The sequence below is a fragment of the Desulforamulus reducens MI-1 genome (assembly GCF_000016165.1).
GTDB lineage: Bacteria > Bacillota > Desulfotomaculia > Desulfotomaculales > Desulfotomaculaceae > Desulfotomaculum > Desulfotomaculum reducens.
In genome coordinates this window covers 2420627-2438665 of the sequence record NC_009253.1, presented here as the reverse complement: position 1 = coordinate 2438665, position 18039 = coordinate 2420627, and the positions used below count along the sequence as shown (strand labels likewise).

Genomic DNA, 18039 nt, shown 5'->3' with positions numbered 1-18039 from the left:
TTTATAAGTGAATATTCAAATCTTTGGTATAAAGAAATGTTTTAATACTAAAAAAGCTGAACGCTATTTTAAAGAAAGAAGGATAAAGTATCAATTTATTGATCTGAGCATAAAGGGGTTAAGCCAAGGAGAGTTGAAAAGTGTTGCGGCTGCGATAGGATTAAATAACTTAATAGATACTCAATCTAAGGATTACAAGAAGCTTTGTATGGATCGTATCATTGGTTCCAGTGTTAGGGAAGAGCTACTGCTAAACAATCCAGGCCTTTATAAAACGCCTATTGTGCGTAATGGTAAAAAAGCCACGGTGGGCTATGAGCCCGAAATATGGGGAATTTGGGAATAAAAGGTGATGTTGATAGAAGGTCAGATCTTCCTAAGCGAGGGTCTTTTCTATTTTTTAAAAAAGTGTTTTTATTGTTATTTGAGATAATAATATCCATAAGGGCGGTACCAAGAATGCCTTGGAAAATATTAACAGAGAAATGACAAATAATATTTAATCAAACTAGAAGAAGAAATACGAAACTTAGAAGTGGAGAAAGCATAAGTGATTAATTTCAAAAAAGTTGAATTGGCTGACAAACAATGGATGGGACCGCTTATTACCTTAGGGGAAATGAGTAGTAGTCATCAAAATTTTACCAATATATTTGCCTGGTCCGAAATCTATCATTATCGTGTGGCAAGGGTAAGTGATTATCTTGTTGTTAAAGGAAGGTTGCAAAATGGTGAACAGTATTACTTCTATCCCGCGGGTAAAGGTGATCCTAAGTCTGTAATAGAGACTATGAAACAAGATGCAGCAGACTGTGGGCATAAATTTATAATGTTAGGAGTATCTCCAGAAAATATAATCGTGCTTAATAGTTTGTTTCCGGAGAGCTTTGAATATAAAGAGATGCGTGACAGCTTCGATTATGTTTATCTTCTAGACAAGCTAGTTACCCTGTCGGGGAATAAGCTTCACTCCAAACGCAACCATATCAATCGATTTAAGGAAAAGCATGTCTGGAGTTTTGAACAAATATCATCTGATAATCTAGCTGAGTGCTGGGAAATGAATGTAATATGGTGTAAGGAAAATGGATGTCATGAAGATAAACAGCTTGCTGATGAAAACTGTGCTGTTTGTCGATGCTTTAATAACTTTAACGAGCTTGGTTTAGAGGGTGGACTCATTCGATTAAATGGCAGAGTGATTGCTTACACCATGGGAGAAAAACTAAATTCTAATACCTATGTTATTCACATTGAAAAAGCCTTTAGCAAGATACAGGGAGCTTATCAAATGATTAACCGTGAATTCGCGGCTTTTATACAAGAAAAATATCCCCAACTGATGTTTGTCAATCGTGAGGAGGACATGGGCTACGAAGGATTGAGAAAGGCCAAATTATCCTACTACCCATATAGAATGGAAGAAAAATTCATGGCAAAATATATTATTGTTTAAAAGATTATGATCAAAATAACTGGTACTTGGCAAGGGGTTGCAAAATGTTTGAAGTTCGACTTGCACAAAAAGGCGAGATAGTTTACCAAAAAGAAATATGGAAGCTTTGCTTTGGAGATCAGGACAGTTATATAGACTTCTACTATGCCAATAGGTACAAAGAACATGAAACCCTCTTATTGCTTTACAATGGGGACATTTCTGCCATGCTTACCATGATACCTGTCAAACTGGTGACCCCTGATAACCAAATTTTTCATGCTGCCATGCTCTATGCCATTGCCACACATCCCCAAAAACAGAACAGGGGTTTTGCCACCCACTTAATGAATTATAGTGATGAATATCTTAAGGCAAACAATAAAAATCTCTCTGTTCTAGTTCCTGCAGAGGAGCAGCTTTTTAGCTATTATTACAAAAGAGGCTATGAAAAAGGTTTCTATATCAGAGAGACTTCGTTGAACCGCCATAAAATAGACACCTTGCCAATTAGCCAGACCCATAAGGGAACAATATCACCCATTGTTGCCGAAGAATATAATCTTCGAAGAAATAAGCAGCTTAGTGACAGGTTTTATATTGCCTATGAGGATGAGGACATTAACTACCAAAAAAAGCTGTCTAGGCAATCTGGAGCAGACATCTATGGTATTGATTTTGAAAAAATACAGGGTTGTGCAGCCATTGAAAGACTATCCTTAGAAAAGGTATTGATTAAAGAAATCTTACTACCGGAGGAACTTTTAAACGAGGGTATTAAACTGATTGTACAACAACTGGACGCAAAGGAATATATAGTGCGTACACCTGCATATCTAGGTGGGCATTTGGGAGGCTCCATCAGGCCATTTGCCATGGCCAAAGTGCATAGAAAAATTAATCTAGAGTTAACACCTGAAAATTTAGGTTATCTGGGTTTTGCCTTTGACTAGCTATCATCAGTCAGGGACGGTTCTATTGAGTGGGACCCTACTTACTGGGGATTCTTTAAAGATCATGAAGGCAAAAGGATTAAATATATAACAAGAAAGACGCACAGTTCTTGGATTTTGGGGTATAATATGGTATAATTTCAAACAAAAAATCATTAGCAGAAACAAATTGGAATAAAATAGTGATTATAAAGATGTGTGTGTTCTTCCATATTAGGAGAAGTTAGAAAATAAAAAATATAACGACATAGACATGGCTGAAGGTAATGAAGAGGAGGTTACCGTAAGCCATGTTTCTTTTATTTTTTATATAAAAATCTGTGAGAAGTATTTGCTCATTTAATAGGATATGTATTCATTTTTTATTTTTAGATTTGAAAGAAATCATAAAAATGAGTAAACAAATGTAAAAACGGGAGGTCTTAATATGAATAAAAAAATAAATACAATGTATTTTAGCCCCACAGGCACAACAAAAAAAGTAGTATCTGGAATAGCAAAGAAGATTTTAGAGAACATTGCCAGTGAACTAACTATAAACAATATTGATTTTACATTACCTGGAGTTAGAAAAGAACCAGTATCTTTTACAGGAGAAGATGTTGTCATTATAGGAGTTCCTGTATATGCAGGAAGAGTTCCTAATATATTACTTAATTATTTAAATACTATTACTGGTAACGGTGCACTAGCAATTGCTGTAGTTGTTTATGGAAACAGAAATTATGACGATGCTCTAATTGAATTAAAGGATATTCTAGAATTAAATGGTTTTAAAGTCATTGCTGGGGGTGCCTTTATAGGAGAACACTCATTTTCTAAAACTCTTGCTAAAAACAGACCTGATGAAAAAGATATGGTCATAGTAAGCGATTTTGCCGAGCAGATATATACGAAAATAACCACTCAAGATAATATACAGACTGTAGTTGTAAAAGGAAATAAACCTTATAGAAAATATTATAAGCCCGAAAATGAAAATGGTACACCTGTTGACATTAGAAAGGTTACTCCAAAAACAAATAGTAATTGTATTGATTGTAAACTTTGTGTTAATCTCTGTCCAATGGGTTCCATTGATTATGAAGATGTATCTAAATTAAACGGAATTTGTATTAAATGTGGTGCTTGTATTAAAAATTGTCCAACTGAAGCAAAGTATTATGATGATAAAGATTATTTAAGACATAAGCATGAATTAGAAGTTGATTTTGCTAGCCGAAGAGAACCAGAAACTTTTTTCTAGATAACTTTTATGTAAATGCTTGACAAACAAAATAGCATATTATAACATGTATAAAAATTAATAGTACAAACTGATGAATAAGAATAGTAAGAAAGTTTTACTTTTACAGAGAGTCGCAGATGGTGTGATTGCGATATAGTATACTTTACTGAATGGACTTATGAGGGCAGGCCGAAATATTTTATTAGAGTAGGCTTTGACGAGATCTCAGCTCGTTACAAAGTGAGAATGTATGTCAGTACATTATAAAGTGGGTCATTTTGACCAATTTGGGTGGTACCGCAGGAATTTACTCTTGTCCCTTTCTAAGGGATAAGAGTTTTTTATTTTATAATTTAATAGGGGGTATAGAAAAAATGAATAAGTCATTTGTAAGAATCTTGGTAGGATTGTGTTGTGCAACATTGTTTCTTGGTATTTTATCCGGCTGTTCTTTGACTTCTAAGGAGTCAACTGAAGCCACCAGTGGCACGGAGAAAATGTATAAAATCGGTATAACGCAGATAGCAGATCATCCATCTTTAGATAATTGCCGTGAGGGTTTCATTGAAGGGCTAAAAGCAGAGGGTTTTGAAGAAGGGAAAAACGTTACCTTTGATTACAAAAGTGCCAAAGGCGAAATAGCAACAGCAAACACCATTGCAACAAGCTTTGTTGGTAATAATTATGATCTTATTTGTGCAATTGCAACTCCATCTGCTCAGACAGCTTATACAGCCGCAGCTGAGAAAAAGATACCAGTTATTTTCTCAGCTGTTTCTGATCCAGTTGCTGCAAAACTTGTCAATTCCCTTGAAAAACCCGGCAAAGGTTCAACCGGCACAAGTGATATTATCCCAGTTGAAAAACAACTGGAAATGATCAGGGCCTTTATGCCAAAGGCGAAAAAAGTAGGTATTCTATACAACACCAGTGAACCGAATTCTGCCACTCAGATTGCTATGTATGAAGCTGCTGCGGCAAAATTCAATTTTGAAATCGTTAAGGTTGGCGTTGCGGCCCAAGCCGATATTCCCATGGCCACCGATAACATTTTAGCAAAGGTTGATTGTATAACCAACCTTACCGATAACCTTGTTGTTTCCAATCTTCAAACGGTGTTAGGTAAAGCAAATGCAAAGAAAATTCCTGTATTTGGCTCAGAAGAAGAGCAGGTAAAAAATGGCTGTCTTGCTTCCCAGGGTATCGATTATATCAAGCTGGGTATGCAAACTGGTAAAATAGCCGCCAGGGTTTTAAAAGGTGAAGATATTAATAATATCGCCGTCGAAACAATCAAAGAAAGTAAATTAGTTGTTAATGAGAATGTTTTGAAAAACTTGAGCCTTACACTACCGGCAAGCCTTAAAGATACTGCACAAATGGTGAAATAAAAAAGGTTCAAAAATATCGGAGGCATAAAAATGTTTGAAATAATTGTTGGTGTTTTTGAACAGGGTTTCATATATGGCATAATGGCTCTAGGAGTATATATAAGTTATAAAATATTGAACTTTCCTGACTTGACGGTTGACGGCAGTTTCCCGCTAGGGGCTGCCGTTACTGCTGTTTTACTTACGGCTGGAGTCAATCCTTGGATTGCACTGGTCTTATCTTTTTTTGTTGGCATTTTTGCCGGACTAATTACTGGTATCATACATGTAAAATTAAAGGTTACAGACCTTTTATCGGGCATATTAGTAATGACAGCACTTTATTCAGTTAATTACCGTATAGCTGGTAAAAAGGCCAATATACCGATTTTTGATAGTGATACCATATTCAATAGCGGTTTAGCAAAGCTTTTTCCCCCAGAGCTTTCTGGCTTTGTCGTCCTCTTTATTGTATTTATTGTTGCCCTTTTGATGAAATTTGCATTGGATTGGTATCTTAGCACAAAATCAGGCTTCCTGCTAAGGGCAACAGGAGATAACAAACAGTTCGTAACTTCTATTGCTAAGGATTATGGTACAGTTAAAATAATTGGACTTGCCATTTCCAATGCTTTTGTAGCAATGTCTGGCTCAGTGGTTTGTCAGCAGCAAAAACTCTTTGATATATCCATGGGTACAGGAACCATAGTAATGGGACTGGCAGCGGTTATTATTGGTTTAAATGTCTTTAAACCATTGGGTTTTTTGAAACTAACCACGATGGTATTAGGTGGCTCAATAATTTATAAAGCGTGTATAGCAATTGCCTTTGAGGTGGGCTTTGACAATGCTGACATTCGTCTTATAACCGCAGTATTATTTCTTATTGCACTTATTGCAAATGGAAAAGTAATAAAAATTCGGGAGGAATGAAATTGCTCACCCTGAATCAAATATATAAAACCTATAACAAAGGCTCAATAAACGAATCCATACTTTTTTCTGGCTTTAATCTTACGGTTTCTGAAGGGCAGTTTATTTCCATAGTGGGCAGCAATGGGTCTGGCAAATCCAGCTTGCTAAATATTATTTGCGGCAGTATTGATATTGACGGTGGGAAAATACTTCTGCGAAATAAAGATATAACGGGTAAAAGAGAGCATAAGAGATCTCAATTTATTGGACGTGTTTTTCAGGACCCGGCAAAGGGTACCTGTCCCAATATGAGTATCCTTGAAAACATGTCTTTGGCAGATAATAAAGGGAAAAGCTACGGACTATCAGCGGGGATAAATAAAAAACGGACGGATTACTATAAATCCTTGCTAGAGCAACTAAAACTTGGTTTGGAAGATAAAATAAATGTTATGGTGGGTGCTCTTTCAGGTGGTCAGCGACAAGCCTTGGCACTATTAACTTCCACCATGACGCCCATTGATTTGCTTATCCTGGATGAACATACCGCTGCATTAGATCCTAAAACCTCGGAAAATATTATGGAGCTTACTGATCGTATTGTAAAATCGAAAGGGATTACAACCCTTATGGTTACCCATAATCTTAGATTTGCTGTCAATTACGGAAATAGAATCTTAATGATGCATAATGGGGAAATTGTTATAGACGCAACAGATACTGAAAAGCAAAAGATAGGAATCAACAAGCTGCTGGAAGTATTTAATGAAATCAGTATAGAATGCGGGAACTAAAATTTACTTAATTAGTGAGGCAACAGTTATGTTTATGTATGTGTTTTCAATTATACTGATAGTAGCATCAAATGTACTGTATAATATTTGCCAGAAATCAACTCCAGAGAAAGCTAACCCTTTTTCTGCATTGCTTATTACCTATCTAACGGCAGCTCTGTTAACTTGTTTTGCCTATTTTTTTAACAAATCTGAGAAAGGGTTTGTTCAATCCTTTGCAGATTTAAATTGGACAAGTTTTGCCCTGGGGATTTCCATTGTCGGTCTTGAATTAGGATATTTGTTGGCTTACAGGGCAGGCTGGAAAATAAGTGTCGGCTCCTTAGTGGCTAATATTGCCTTGGCCCTTATGCTTATTCCAATAGGCATCATATTTTATAAAGAGGGGTTTGGATTTAATAAAATCATTGGTGCTGCTTTTTGTATCATTGGATTAATATTTATAAACAAATAAAGAAAACCACACTTATAACAGTAAAATTGCAATTTTCTAAAAGTAAGACAAAAATGAAAGCCCTTCAAAATGAAGGGTTTTTATTTTTTATTACATCACATTATTGACATATGCTCAAAATAATGATAGATTTATTTTGGGCATATGCTAATAACAAAATAAAAAAGAGGGAGTTGAATTATATGAAAATATGTATTTCATCAAAGGGTGGATCAACCACTAGTGTATTGGACCCAAGGTTTGGCAGAGCTGCATATTTTATTCTTGTGGACAGTGATACGATGAAAACCGAAGTCATTGAAAACTCTGCAATCGCCTCTGGTGGTGGGGCTGGTATCGCATCTGGACAATTGGTGGTTGATAAAGGCGTGGAAGTGGTAATAACGGGCAATGTTGGGCCCAATGCCACCAAGGTTTTAGAGGCTTCCAATGTTGCGGTGTTTAGAGGGGTTCCTGCAACAATAGAAGAGAATATCGAAAAGTATCAGAAGGGACTGCTTGAGAAAATTAGCACTGCAGTGCCAGCGCATTTTGGCATGGGATCTATGGAGGCATAAAAATGAAGATAGCCGTTTTAAGTGGTAAAGGGGGAACAGGCAAAACCACCATTTCTGCCAGTTTTGCAGCATCAATAGCTTCTTGTCAGTATATTGACTGTGACGTTGAGGAGCCAAACGGATATATTTTTTTAAACCCTGATATTCAAAGAAGTCAGCAAGTAAAGGTTCTTGTGCCAGAAGTTGATAAAGCGAAATGTGATGGCTGCGGAGCATGTGGAACAGCATGCCAATTTAATGCAATTGCCGTGTTAAAGGGGGAAGTACTTCTCTTTCACGAAATATGTCACCATTGTGGTGCATGTGTCATAGCCTGCCCAAGGGATGCAATCTATGAACAAGAAAGAATGATTGGGGTTATAGAGGCCAATAAAAATGATAATTTTCTTCATGGCAAACTAAATGTGGGCGAACCCATTAGTGTTCCCATTATTCAAGAACTTAAAAACTTGATAAAAAAGGACAAGCCAGTAATCATTGATTGTTCGCCGGGAGCATCTTGTGCAGTGGTGCAGTCTATTGAAGAATGTGACTACTGTGTATTAGTAACAGAACCAACGCCCTTCGGTTTACATGACCTGGAAATTGCTGTACAGCTTGTAAGAAAAATGAAGATGCCCTTTGGTATCATCATTAATAAAGCTTCTGATGATAGCAAGTTAATACACGATTATTGTCGTAGCGAAGGTATTAAGATTCTTATGGAAATACCCTTTTCAACGGAGATTGCCAAAGCCTATTCGGAGGGCATTTTGCCCATTCAAAAGGACATTGTATTAAAGCAAAAGTTTGAAAAACTCTATGAAAAACTGGTAAGGGGTGAGTACCAATAAAACAAATAGTCTTTATCAGTGGAAAGGGCGGAACAGGAAAAAGCACCTTGGTTTCATCCTTGAGTCTCTTAGTCAAAGATAAAATGTTGGCGGACTGTGATGTTGATGCCCCCAATATGCATATCCTTTTAAAACCAGAGGTTTTAGATAAAGATGACTATTATGGTGCAAAGGAAGCAGTGATTGATTCATCAATCTGCTTAGAATGTGGTATGTGTAGGGAGTCCTGCAGGTTTGGTGCAATAAGTGAGACCTTTAACATGATACCAATGAAATGTGAAGGGTGTGGGGCCTGTGTATTGGTGTGCCCCCAGGAGGCAATCAGGCTGGAGGATGTAAAGACAGGAGAAACCTATTTATCCAATACACAAAGAGGGACCTTTTCCTATGCTTTACTAGATATTGGTGCTGAGGGTTCTGGCAAGCTGGTCACTGAAGTAAGAAAAAAAATAACAAATCACAAAAAGAATGAAAAGTGGTTGCTTATCGATGGTTCACCAGGTATTGGCTGTGTGGTTATTGCCTCTATTACTGGGGCAGATGCAGTGGTGGTGGTTACCGAACCAACAAAGTCTGGTCTCAGTGACTTAGAAAGAGTGTTAGGGGTAACAAAACATTTTGAGATTCCTGCCTTCGTGTGTATCAATAAATATGATCTTAATAATGAGATTTCTTCACAGATTGAGCGTTACTGCGAAAACAATGGCTTTTCTGTTGTGGGGAAAATACCCTTTGATCCGTCCATTGTCAAAGCTTTACAGGAATTTAAAACTCCAGTTGAGGCAGGAAATAGTCATGTCACTGACGAGATTATAAGTATATGGACAAAAGTAACAGAAAAATTAAATTAATTAATTTTCAGGGGGAATCGAATATGCGTGTAGCAATACCGACAGATGGAGATTATGTTTCTGCACATTTTGGAAGATGTCCTATTTTTACTTTGGTGGATCTAGAAAATAATAAGGAAGTAAAGAGAGTTATTATTGAGAATCCCGGTCATGCACCAGGACTTGTCCCCAAACTCCTTCATGAAAAAAACGTAGAAGTTATTATTTGTGGGGGCATGGGTGCTAAGGCAGTAAGCTTAATTCAAGAATATAAGATGCAGGCAATCTCAGGGGTGTCTGGAAAGATAGATGAAGTAATAGCCAAATTTGAGAAAGGTGTACTTGAAAGTGGAGAAAGTATGTGTACACCCGGAGCCGGCAGAGGCTATGGCATTGAGAAAAATGAATGTGACCATGGACATGAAAAAGAAAACTGTGAGCATGATCATGACCATGAATAAGAATTTTCCCGTTGATAAAAAGTAACAGTGGTTTATTTTATAATTACATTTGTATATTTTTATGTATTATAAAGCCTAGTTATCATAAGGCTTTATTTTTGTACTAAAACAGACAAAACAATATGGAAATAAGGAATTGAGATATATGGTTCATACTTTTATACTAAATGTCTGTAAAATCGCAGTTGATGGAGGTAGCGGAAGCGTCCATGTACTTGATGATATCAGTTATCTAATTCTGAATGCCATGCAGTAATTGATTCCACTGGATGATATAAACAAGCTCTTAAATACAAAATATTTCGATAAAGAAATAAGCAAAGCATATAACGAAATAATTTTATTAGCAGAAGAGGAAATGAAACAAAATGATATTCAAGTTAAAACTGGTATGGAAGTAAAAAGAATATTAGGGGATGAGAAAGTAGAAGAAATAGAACTTGGAGATGGTCAAAGGATTAAGGCAGATGCTGTAATTTTAGCCATGGGCGTTGAACCAAATTCAAATCTTGCCAGAGAAGCAGGTATAAAAGTTTCTGAAAATAGAGCTATAAGGGTTGATGAATACATGAGAACCAGTGAAAAAGATGTATTTGCAGTGGGGGATTGTGCAGATAAGAAGTGTTTTTTTACTGGTGAACATGTTCCAATATTACTGGCATCTACAGCGGCTATGGAAGCAAAGATTGCTGCATTAAATTTATATGGATTAAGGTATATTAGAGAAAATAGAGGTACCATTAGTGCTTTCTCAACTAAAATTTTTGGAAAATCATTTGCAGCCGCAGGGATCACGGAAAGAAAGGCAATTAATGAAGGTTTTGATATTATGTTGGTAAATTTTCTACAATGGATAAACATCCGGGTTCACTTCCTGGTACTAGTAAAATGGATTTAAAATTAATATTTGTTAAGACGTCAGGTGTATTAATAGGAGCCCAAATATCTGGAGGAGATACAATTGGTGAATTAATTAATATACTTAGCTTAGCCATACAGAAAGGTATGACGGCTAATGAGCTTAATACATTCCAAGTTGCAGCTCACCCATTGCCTATCCAATCAATGCAGCTGCACTGGATGCGTTAACTAAGATCAAATAAAATAATAGAGTTATTGACATATGACCAAAATGAGTTATAATAAATTTAATGGGTATATACCCATAATAATTACCCGGGGGGTATCTATTATGCCAAGAAGAGATGGTACAGGTCCAATGGGACTGGGAAGAGGAAATGGAAATGGAAATGGGAGAGGCAAGGGTAGAGGCATGGGTTTATGCAATACAATGAAAGCAGGCGCTGGACTAGGACGTGGTCTGGGACGTGGAAGGGGCTTTTGCAGGACTACTTTTGGTAATGCCATTGATCCCGATAAAAAGGATAATGCTTAAAGCAAAATCTTTTAGAACAAAGTTTAATATTGCTGCAATAAGAATCAGGATAAGTAACAACAATAAGAGGTGGAAAACCACCTCTTATTGTTGTTACTTATCTACCAGAAGACTACTCTTGGCGCAAAGAGAGGTGGGATTACTTCACCAATATAAAGATTATGTGATAATATAGTTGAGTAAAATTGTGGAGGTGAAGGAACGTGGCAAGGCCTAAAAAATGGAGAAGAGTATGCATATTACCAGAAGTTAATACTTTTGGTCCCATAGATATATCTGAAAGTACAAGGGAGTACATTCATATGACAGTGGAAGAATATGAAACCATAAGACTAATGGATTTGGAGGGCTTAAATCAGGAAGAGAGTGCGGATGTAATGGGGGTTGCTCGTTCAACAATACAGAGAATCTATGACAATGCTCGAAAAAAACTAGCCGAGAGTCTGGTCAATGGCAAGGTGCTAAAAATAGAGGGTGGTGATTACAAGCTCTGTAATGAATTTGATGATCAGAGGCAATGTAATAGACGAACTTGTCGCAGGAATAAGCATAAAGATAATGTTTTAATAGCTATTCGCGAGTGTAAATGAATAAATGCAAGTGGAAAAGAAAAAGATTTCAGACCTCCAACTGAAATCTTTTTTTGGCAAGTCAGAAAGAATAAAACTTCCCGACTTGCATAATGGCAACTAAGGCTTACGCTGTCGCCTAAGATTAACCACATAATGGTATGTAGGTTTTAAAAAAATAAAAAAAGCAGTGTATAATGAGTTAAATTACTAGAATTTCCTAAGAAAAGTAAACAAAGGGGAATATCCATTGAAGAATAGGGTACCTTTCGCTGAATTGAAAATAAGAATGAAAAGATTTCGGGATAAAATGAAAGCTACAAATCCTGATTGGCAAATGGTAGTTATTTTTAGCAAAGTGAATATTTTTTACTTTACTGGCACTAGACAAGATGGTATGTTGTTGATTCCCCGGGAGGATGAAGCAATCTATTGGGTGCGTCGCAGTTACGAACGTGCAATGGATGAATCATTTTTTCCTCATATTCAACCAATGAACACGTTCCGAGATGCGGCAACTTCCATTAAGCACTTTCCCAGTGTTGTTTACATGGAAACCGAGGTCGTTCCCCTGGCTTTATATCAACGATTCAATAAAAATTTTCCCTTTAACGAGGTTAGATCAGTTGATGCACAGCTGGCTGCTATTAGAGGGATAAAAAGCCCCTATGAACTATCTCTAATGGAACAGTCCGGTCATATTCATCAACTGGTGCTGGAGGAGTATGTACCTAAAATGCTGAAAGAAGGTATGAGCGAAGCAAAACTAGCCTCTGAGTTGTTTGCGGTGATGGTTGAAGAAGGTCACCAAGGGGTAACACGTGTGAGATCTACTGATACCGAGATGGTATTAGGACATATCGCCTTTGGTGAAAGTTCCATCTACCCTTCCTATTTTTATGGTCCCGGGGGGAGCTATGGGATGAGTCCCGCCGTACCCTTGTTAGGCAGTCGTGATCGGAAACTTAAAAAGGGTGACCTGGTATTTATAGATATAGGCTGCGGGGTAGGTGGCTATCATACTGATAAAACCATGACCTATATGTTTGGCGAATCCTTGCCAAAGGAAGTTATCTCTATCCACAACAAATGCGTTGATATACAGCACAGGACAGCAGAAATGCTGAAACCAGGTGCAATTCCATCCGAAATATATCGTTCTATAATGGGTAGTCTTGACAACGGGTTTCGAAAAAACTTTATGGGATTTGGTAATGGTGTACTACCATTTTTAGGTCATGGAATTGGTTTAGAGATAGATGAATTGCCTATCATTGCTGAGGGCTTTACTGAACCATTGCAGGAAGGAATGGTTTTTGCTGTTGAACCAAAGAAAGGGATTGAAAACATCGGCATGGTGGGGGTAGAAAACACCTTTGTGGTTACCCCCCAGGGTGGTCGGTGTATTACCGGAGATCATCCAGGATTAATTCCAATATATTAGTAAGAAAACATTAGCAAAGCATCTGCAGAGAAGGCAGGTGCTTTTTGATTTAAATAAAAGCATATTATCTCATTTACATAGGATAAGTTTTTTAAAAAAGCATAACGCTAAACAGAATAGATATCGCCTCAAAATATAAAAATAACTTTGAGTATAAAGAATTACAGGGGGCGTTTACTATATTTCTAGTTTCTGTATTGATTGTTCTTGCCTTTGTTTTATGGGGGGCCTTTTTTCCAGAAAGCCTTGGTCAGCAAGCAAACAGTATATTAGGGTTTATGACGGAGAAGTTTGGTTGGTTTTATCTTTTAGCTACCTTTGGTTTTTTAGTGTTTGCTATTTACCTGGCATTTAGCAAATACGGAAGAATCCGCTTGGGGGATGATGATGACAGGCCGGAATATTCCAATATTACTTGGTTTGGCATGTTGTTTAGCGCGGGAATGGGAATCGGGCTGGTGTTCTGGGGTGTTGCAGAACCAGTAAGCCACTACACAAATCCTCCCCAGGGTTTGCAGGGTGGAACAGCGGAAGCTGCCCGGACGGGTATGCTTTATGCCTTTTTTCATTGGGGTTTTCAGCCCTGGGCCATCTACACAATCATTGCTTTATCATTGGCATACTTTAATTTCCGGAAGGGCTATAGAGGGTTAATCAGTTCCACCTTTTACCCATTGCTGGGGGATCGTATCAATGGTCCCCTTGGCAAAACTATTGACATACTGGCCATTGTGGCCACGGCCTTTGGCGTTGCTACTTCCCTTGGCTTAGGAACGCTTCAAATAAATGGTGGACTTGCGCATCTTTTAGGTATTCCCAATAACACCTTAGTCCATATTGTCATTATCGTCGTTGTAACAGTCTTATACATGATTTCAGCCACCACAGGGTTGGATAAAGGGATCAAATTTCTTAGTAATGCCAATATTGCAGTGGCTACGTCCCTGCTTCTATTTGTATTGTTTCTGGGGCCAACCTCCTTTATTTTTGATACCCTGACAACCACCCTAGGAGGTTACTTGCAAAATATTATCCAAATGAGCCTCCGTTTAACTCCCTTTACTCAGAATAAGTGGATTAGTAATTGGACCCTATTTTATTGGGCTTGGTGGATCGCTTGGGCACCCTTTGTGGGCATGTTTATTGCCCGGGTTTCTAAGGGGAGAACAATCAAAGAATTTATCTTAGGAGTTCTATTAGTGCCCAGTCTGTTTAGCTTTTTCTGGTTTTCTACCTTTGGAGGAACAGCTTTAAACCTTGAAGTTTTTGGCCATAAGGCTATTGCGGCAGCTGTCCAAGAGGATATTACTTCGGCATTATTTATTACCTTGGAGAAACTGCCCTTGGGAACAATATTGGCAGCCACAGCAACCCTCTTAATTATAACTTTTTTTGTTACCTCTGCAGATTCTGCCACCTTTGTTTTGGGGATGCTTTCCTCCAAGGGGGATAACAACCCCACCAATAGGGTGAAGCTTACCTGGGGAATACTTCAGTCTTCTATTGCCACTGTCCTATTATTGAGCGGCGGATTACAGAGTTTACAGACTGCCTCAATTGTTACAGCACTACCCTTTGCCCTCATAATGGTATTCATGTGTTTTTCTATTATGAAGGCCCTTGAAGATGATTATGATGATATGGAAAGGGAATATCGAAAGCGGACTGGAACCAGGATTGCCCTTAAACCTTTACCAGATGGGAAAAAAAGGGCAGTAGAACAAAAAAGTAATAACAAGACAGTTGAAATCCCGCAATCCCGTAAGTGATTGCGGGGTTTTTATTATTCTAAGAATGATGTCAAAAACCGCAAAGGCTGATTTGTACGGGTAACGGTTTGAAATTGTTACTGTGGTGGACGGCACAAAGGACAGGTAGGTTAAAAATAACCATTGTTTCAATGGTGGATATGATTTAAAGATATTAAAATAACAAGGATAAAGTTAAAACTGCCACAGAGGAAGAATTATACGAAGTTCTGGCTTCCGACGGTATGCTGCTGAAACGACCAATATTAACCAATGGTGAAGTCGTACTAGTTGGTTTTAAAGAAATGGATTGGCAAAAGGTATTTGCATCATAACAAAGTTTAATTGGGAAATACTAAACCCAGCAATAAACTGCTGAGGTGATGTATATGATATTTGAAATGTTTAGTAAGCTACCGGAAAATGCTATAAAGGAGTTGCGAGAGCATCATCCTGAAAAAAATGAAGGATTTATTCAGGCGACGGTAGCACTAACAGACATTGCTACCAATATGTTGAGGGAAAGCCCGGAATTTCGTAGGGCCTTTGCTAAAATCCATGAAGAATTTCTTAAATATCCTGAAAGTAGATCAACCATTGAACAGGCCCTGCAGGCTCAGAAAGAATTTGGACCAAATCCTAATACCGTTTTAAACTAATGGGAGGTGAGCAAAATGTCCGACCGTGGCACCAGTAATAGTCCTAATACCAGAAACCCGGAGCGTCCTGCCAGCCACCCAGCTAGGCTGGATCAGTTTGCGGACGATCTTTTTCAAGGAAATGATATTTCTAAAAAAAAGCTGCCAGTTACCTCCGGCAAAGAAAAACCAATGTAATGCTTACTGAAGCCGACCCGGTGGGTTGGTTTCAGTAATTATGAATTCAATCCTAACAAAAGAATTAACAAATTATGAACTATTAATAAGCCAAAAGGAAATAAATATTGTTTTGCAGAAGAAAAACATGGTAACAAAAAAGATCAAATTAAAGGAGGGCTCATCAATGAGTTTAAAAGGAACCAAAACCGAAGCCAACTTAAAAGCAGCCTTTGCAGGTGAAAGCCAGGCTCGTAATAAATATACTTATTGGGCCAGTGCAGCAAAAAAAGAAGGCTATGAGCAAATTGCTGGTATCTTTATTGAGACTGCTGATAATGAAAAGGAACACGCTAAAAGATTACTTAAGTTTTTAAATGGAATCACTAACACCAAAGCTCACCTGAAAGAAGCCGCCACTGGTGAAAACTATGAATACACCAATATGTATGTAGAATTTGAAAAAGTTGCCCGGGAAGAGGGCTTTGACGAGATTGCTGATGTTTTTAAAGAAATAGGTGAAGTGGAAGAAGAACACGAAAAGCGTTTCTTGGCTTTACTGAAAAACATTGAAGAAGGCAAAGTATTTAAGAGAGATGAAGAGGTAAAGTGGAAATGTCGTAATTGTGGTTACGTTCACAGCGGTAAGGAGGCTCCTGAAATATGCCCGGCCTGTGCGCATCCTCAGGCTTACTACGAAGTCCTTTGCGAAAACTATTAATAAACAAGAAACCCTGTGCCAATGCATAGGGTTTCTTGATTTTATATCAGCTTTGTACAATCCCAATAATTAGAACCACGATAGCCACAATGGTAAACACATATTTTGTGTGAAATTCCAACCATTTGCCCAAGGGTTTTGCAGCACCTTTGTTAATTTGTTCCCTAGCCCGGGATGCTCCGTATACCCAGAAGAACACAATAGCTGCCAGAACAGCACCAAAGGGTACAATATAAATGGTAACTAAATCTGCAAATCTACCGAACAAATCCATGTTTAAATCCAGTGGGATACCGATTATAAAGCCAGCCAAAGCTACAATAATGGAGGCCTTGATACGGCTCATATTAAAGCGATCCATGATGGCTTCAACGGGTACCTCCATTAGGTTAATGGCAGAGGAGATGGCGGCAAAAACAACCGCTGTGAAGAATAGAATACCAAAGATATAGCCACCAGTCATTGATTTAAATATCATTGGGATGGTGATGAACAGTAGGGGTGGGCCAGCCTGTACATCCATATTAAAGGCAAAGGTTGATGGAATGGTAACGAAGGCTGCCAGCAGAGATGCTATGGTAGTCCAAAAGGCTGTATGCATGGCAGAGGATGGAACATCCTCAGTATCCTTCAAGTAACTACCATAAACCAGCATGGCGGCACCACCCAAGGACACCGTAAAGAAGGCTTGACCAAGGGCCATGACCCAAGTGGTAGCATCTGCCAGCTTAGACCAGTCTGGTATCAACAGGAAGTTAACGCCTTCCATGGCGCCCGGCAGAGTTAAAGAACGGAACAACAAAATCAATAAAATGATGAATAAACCAGGCATCATGTATTTGTTTGCCGCTTCAATACCACCAGAAACGCCCTTGGCAATGATGGCCAGTGTGATCACTAGGGCTAAGAAGTGCCAAAAGATACTTTCGGGTTGTCCGGCAAAACCACCAAAGTAAGGACCAGGATCAATTTTGCCAAAGGCCCCGATGATAGAAAGGTAGAAATACTTCAAAATCCAACCGCAAACAATTAAATAAAAGGTAAAAACCCCTGTTACGCCAATAACTGGTATGATACCTAGGGTAGAGCCATAGTTTTTACCCTTTTCTTTAAAGACCTTGGAGAAGGAGCCAATGGCCCCCTTTTGCTGGCTCCGTCCAAAGGCAAATTCCCCCATTAAACCAAACACACCTAAACCAAAGGTGAAGAGCAAATAAGGAATCATGAATGCTCCACCGCCGTAGGCACCGATGCGCCACGGGAACATCCAGATGGATCCCAGGCCCATGGCAGCACCAATACAAGCTAAAATAAATCCAGTTTTTCCCGACCACGCCTCGCGTTCTTCAGCCATTTCATTCCCCCCTGTTTGATATGTAGTTAAGAAATTTAAATCTAGATTTAAAAACTAAAGTTCCTCAAAATAACATAAATTATGCTTTCACAAACATTGCAAAAAATGTCATTCTGAATGAAACATTCATGGACCTATGTAGCAAAGGGTTGAGAGATGTGA

General features: G+C 38.2%; 22 protein-coding genes, 1 pseudogene and 1 other annotated feature. Of the genes and pseudogenes, 22 read left to right on the top strand and 1 reads right to left on the bottom strand.

Going from position 1 to position 18039, the window contains the following annotated elements; genetic code table 11:
• Positions 1–7: 7 nt before the first annotated feature.
• The 22 genes and pseudogenes from DRED_RS11910 to rbr all read left to right on the top strand — a co-directional run bounded on the left by DRED_RS11910 (position 8) and on the right by rbr (position 16523).
• The gene (locus DRED_RS11910; protein WP_011878546.1) at positions 8–346 is read left to right on the top strand and encodes an arsenate reductase family protein; all 339 of its coding nucleotides are present in this window, start codon (positions 8–10) and stop codon (positions 344–346) included.
• Between the two features lie 204 nt (positions 347–550).
• The gene (locus DRED_RS11905) at positions 551–1456 is read left to right on the top strand and encodes a DUF2156 domain-containing protein (protein WP_011878545.1); all 906 of its coding nucleotides are present in this window, start codon (positions 551–553) and stop codon (positions 1454–1456) included.
• 44 nt (positions 1457–1500) lie between these two features.
• Positions 1501–2388, top strand: a complete 888-nt coding sequence (locus DRED_RS11900) for a GNAT family N-acetyltransferase (RefSeq protein ID WP_011878544.1) — start codon at positions 1501–1503, stop codon at positions 2386–2388.
• A 427-nt stretch (positions 2389–2815) separates the two neighbouring features.
• A complete protein-coding gene (locus DRED_RS11895; protein ID WP_011878543.1) occupies positions 2816–3634 on the top strand; it encodes an EFR1 family ferrodoxin in 819 nt (272 codons plus the stop codon).
• A gap of 64 nt (positions 3635–3698) precedes the next feature.
• Positions 3699–3940: a binding site (T-box leader), on the top strand.
• Between the two features lie 98 nt (positions 3941–4038).
• Complete coding sequence (locus DRED_RS11890) at positions 4039–5007, top strand: ABC transporter substrate-binding protein (protein ID WP_238442514.1); 969 nt, start codon at positions 4039–4041, stop codon at positions 5005–5007.
• A gap of 30 nt (positions 5008–5037) precedes the next feature.
• Positions 5038–5919: an ABC transporter permease gene (locus DRED_RS11885; protein ID WP_011878541.1), complete on the top strand. Its 882-nt coding sequence runs from the start codon at positions 5038–5040 to the stop codon at positions 5917–5919.
• 2 nt (positions 5920–5921) lie between these two features.
• The gene (locus DRED_RS11880) at positions 5922–6695 is read left to right on the top strand and encodes an ABC transporter ATP-binding protein (protein WP_011878540.1); all 774 of its coding nucleotides are present in this window, start codon (positions 5922–5924) and stop codon (positions 6693–6695) included.
• Positions 6696–6723: 28 nt separating this feature from the next.
• Positions 6724–7149 carry an EamA family transporter gene (locus DRED_RS11875; RefSeq protein ID WP_011878539.1) on the top strand — a complete coding sequence of 142 codons (426 nt, stop codon included), beginning with the start codon at positions 6724–6726 and terminating at the stop codon, positions 7147–7149.
• Between the two features lie 182 nt (positions 7150–7331).
• Positions 7332–7706 carry a NifB/NifX family molybdenum-iron cluster-binding protein gene (locus tag DRED_RS11870; protein WP_011878538.1) on the top strand — a complete coding sequence of 125 codons (375 nt, stop codon included), beginning with the start codon at positions 7332–7334 and terminating at the stop codon, positions 7704–7706.
• A gap of 2 nt (positions 7707–7708) precedes the next feature.
• Complete coding sequence (locus DRED_RS11865) at positions 7709–8539, top strand: nucleotide-binding protein (protein ID WP_011878537.1); 831 nt, start codon at positions 7709–7711, stop codon at positions 8537–8539.
• A gap of 59 nt (positions 8540–8598) precedes the next feature.
• Positions 8599–9390 carry an ATP-binding protein gene (locus tag DRED_RS11860; protein WP_238442513.1) on the top strand — a complete coding sequence of 264 codons (792 nt, stop codon included), beginning with the start codon at positions 8599–8601 and terminating at the stop codon, positions 9388–9390.
• Positions 9391–9413: 23 nt separating this feature from the next.
• Positions 9414–9830, top strand: coding sequence for a NifB/NifX family molybdenum-iron cluster-binding protein (locus DRED_RS11855; RefSeq protein ID WP_011878535.1), 417 nt, complete (start codon positions 9414–9416; stop codon positions 9828–9830).
• 256 nt (positions 9831–10086) lie between these two features.
• Complete coding sequence (locus DRED_RS11850) at positions 10087–10728, top strand: NAD(P)/FAD-dependent oxidoreductase (protein WP_049755901.1); 642 nt, start codon at positions 10087–10089, stop codon at positions 10726–10728.
• Positions 10719–10919, top strand: a complete 201-nt coding sequence (locus DRED_RS19095; protein ID WP_049755900.1) for a hypothetical protein — start codon at positions 10719–10721, stop codon at positions 10917–10919. Before DRED_RS11850 ends, DRED_RS19095 begins: the two co-directional genes overlap by 10 nt.
• Before the next feature lie 103 nt (positions 10920–11022).
• Positions 11023–11226 carry a DUF5320 family protein gene (locus DRED_RS18810; protein WP_041274608.1) on the top strand — a complete coding sequence of 68 codons (204 nt, stop codon included), beginning with the start codon at positions 11023–11025 and terminating at the stop codon, positions 11224–11226.
• Between the two features lie 203 nt (positions 11227–11429).
• Complete coding sequence (locus DRED_RS11840) at positions 11430–11816, top strand: DUF134 domain-containing protein (protein ID WP_011878533.1); 387 nt, start codon at positions 11430–11432, stop codon at positions 11814–11816.
• Between the two features lie 229 nt (positions 11817–12045).
• Positions 12046–13239 carry a M24 family metallopeptidase gene (locus DRED_RS11835; protein WP_011878532.1) on the top strand — a complete coding sequence of 398 codons (1194 nt, stop codon included), beginning with the start codon at positions 12046–12048 and terminating at the stop codon, positions 13237–13239.
• 116 nt (positions 13240–13355) lie between these two features.
• Entirely contained in the window at positions 13356–15008 is a 1653-nt protein-coding gene (locus DRED_RS11830; RefSeq protein WP_420794784.1) for a glycine betaine uptake BCCT transporter, read from the top strand.
• A gap of 164 nt (positions 15009–15172) precedes the next feature.
• Positions 15173–15322: pseudogene (locus tag DRED_RS18330) on the top strand (ArsC/Spx/MgsR family protein); the annotation flags it as partial.
• A 66-nt stretch (positions 15323–15388) separates the two neighbouring features.
• Positions 15389–15646 (top strand): hypothetical protein, encoded by a 258-nt coding sequence (locus DRED_RS11825; protein WP_198006897.1) that lies wholly within the window; start codon positions 15389–15391, stop codon positions 15644–15646.
• 15 nt (positions 15647–15661) lie between these two features.
• Positions 15662–15823, top strand: coding sequence for a hypothetical protein (locus DRED_RS18805; RefSeq protein ID WP_156779654.1), 162 nt, complete (start codon positions 15662–15664; stop codon positions 15821–15823).
• Positions 15824–15989: 166 nt separating this feature from the next.
• The gene (gene rbr / locus DRED_RS11820) at positions 15990–16523 is read left to right on the top strand and encodes a rubrerythrin (RefSeq protein WP_011878529.1); all 534 of its coding nucleotides are present in this window, start codon (positions 15990–15992) and stop codon (positions 16521–16523) included.
• 46 nt (positions 16524–16569) lie between these two features.
• Here the strand turns inward: rbr and DRED_RS11815 are convergent, their stop codons facing one another.
• On the bottom strand, positions 16570–17877 hold the full coding sequence (locus DRED_RS11815; RefSeq protein WP_011878528.1) for a sodium-dependent transporter: 1308 nt from the start codon (positions 17875–17877) through the stop codon (positions 16570–16572).
• Positions 17878–18039 lie beyond the last annotated feature (162 nt).

Excerpts from the sequence above, each read along its gene's own strand:
- DRED_RS11900 (WP_011878544.1), top strand. The coding sequence starts at position 1,501 with ATGTTTGAAGTTCGACTTGCACAAAAAGGCGAGATAGTTTACCAAAAA.
- DRED_RS11895 (WP_011878543.1), top strand. The coding sequence starts at position 2,816 with ATGAATAAAAAAATAAATACAATGTATTTTAGCCCCACAGGCACAACA.
- DRED_RS11885 (WP_011878541.1), top strand. The coding sequence starts at position 5,038 with ATGTTTGAAATAATTGTTGGTGTTTTTGAACAGGGTTTCATATATGGC.
- DRED_RS11875 (WP_011878539.1), top strand. The coding sequence starts at position 6,724 with ATGTTTATGTATGTGTTTTCAATTATACTGATAGTAGCATCAAATGTA.
- DRED_RS11870 (WP_011878538.1), top strand. The coding sequence starts at position 7,332 with ATGAAAATATGTATTTCATCAAAGGGTGGATCAACCACTAGTGTATTG.
- DRED_RS11865 (WP_011878537.1), top strand. The coding sequence starts at position 7,709 with ATGAAGATAGCCGTTTTAAGTGGTAAAGGGGGAACAGGCAAAACCACC.
- DRED_RS11855 (WP_011878535.1), top strand. The coding sequence starts at position 9,414 with ATGCGTGTAGCAATACCGACAGATGGAGATTATGTTTCTGCACATTTT.
- DRED_RS19095 (WP_049755900.1), top strand. The coding sequence starts at position 10,719 with ATGGATTTAAAATTAATATTTGTTAAGACGTCAGGTGTATTAATAGGA.
- DRED_RS18810 (WP_041274608.1), top strand. The coding sequence starts at position 11,023 with ATGCCAAGAAGAGATGGTACAGGTCCAATGGGACTGGGAAGAGGAAAT.
- DRED_RS11825 (WP_198006897.1), top strand. The coding sequence starts at position 15,389 with ATGTTTAGTAAGCTACCGGAAAATGCTATAAAGGAGTTGCGAGAGCAT.
- DRED_RS18805 (WP_156779654.1), top strand. The coding sequence starts at position 15,662 with ATGTCCGACCGTGGCACCAGTAATAGTCCTAATACCAGAAACCCGGAG.
- rbr (WP_011878529.1), top strand. The coding sequence starts at position 15,990 with ATGAGTTTAAAAGGAACCAAAACCGAAGCCAACTTAAAAGCAGCCTTT.
- DRED_RS11815 (WP_011878528.1), bottom strand. The coding sequence starts at position 17,877 with ATGGCTGAAGAACGCGAGGCGTGGTCGGGAAAAACTGGATTTATTTTA.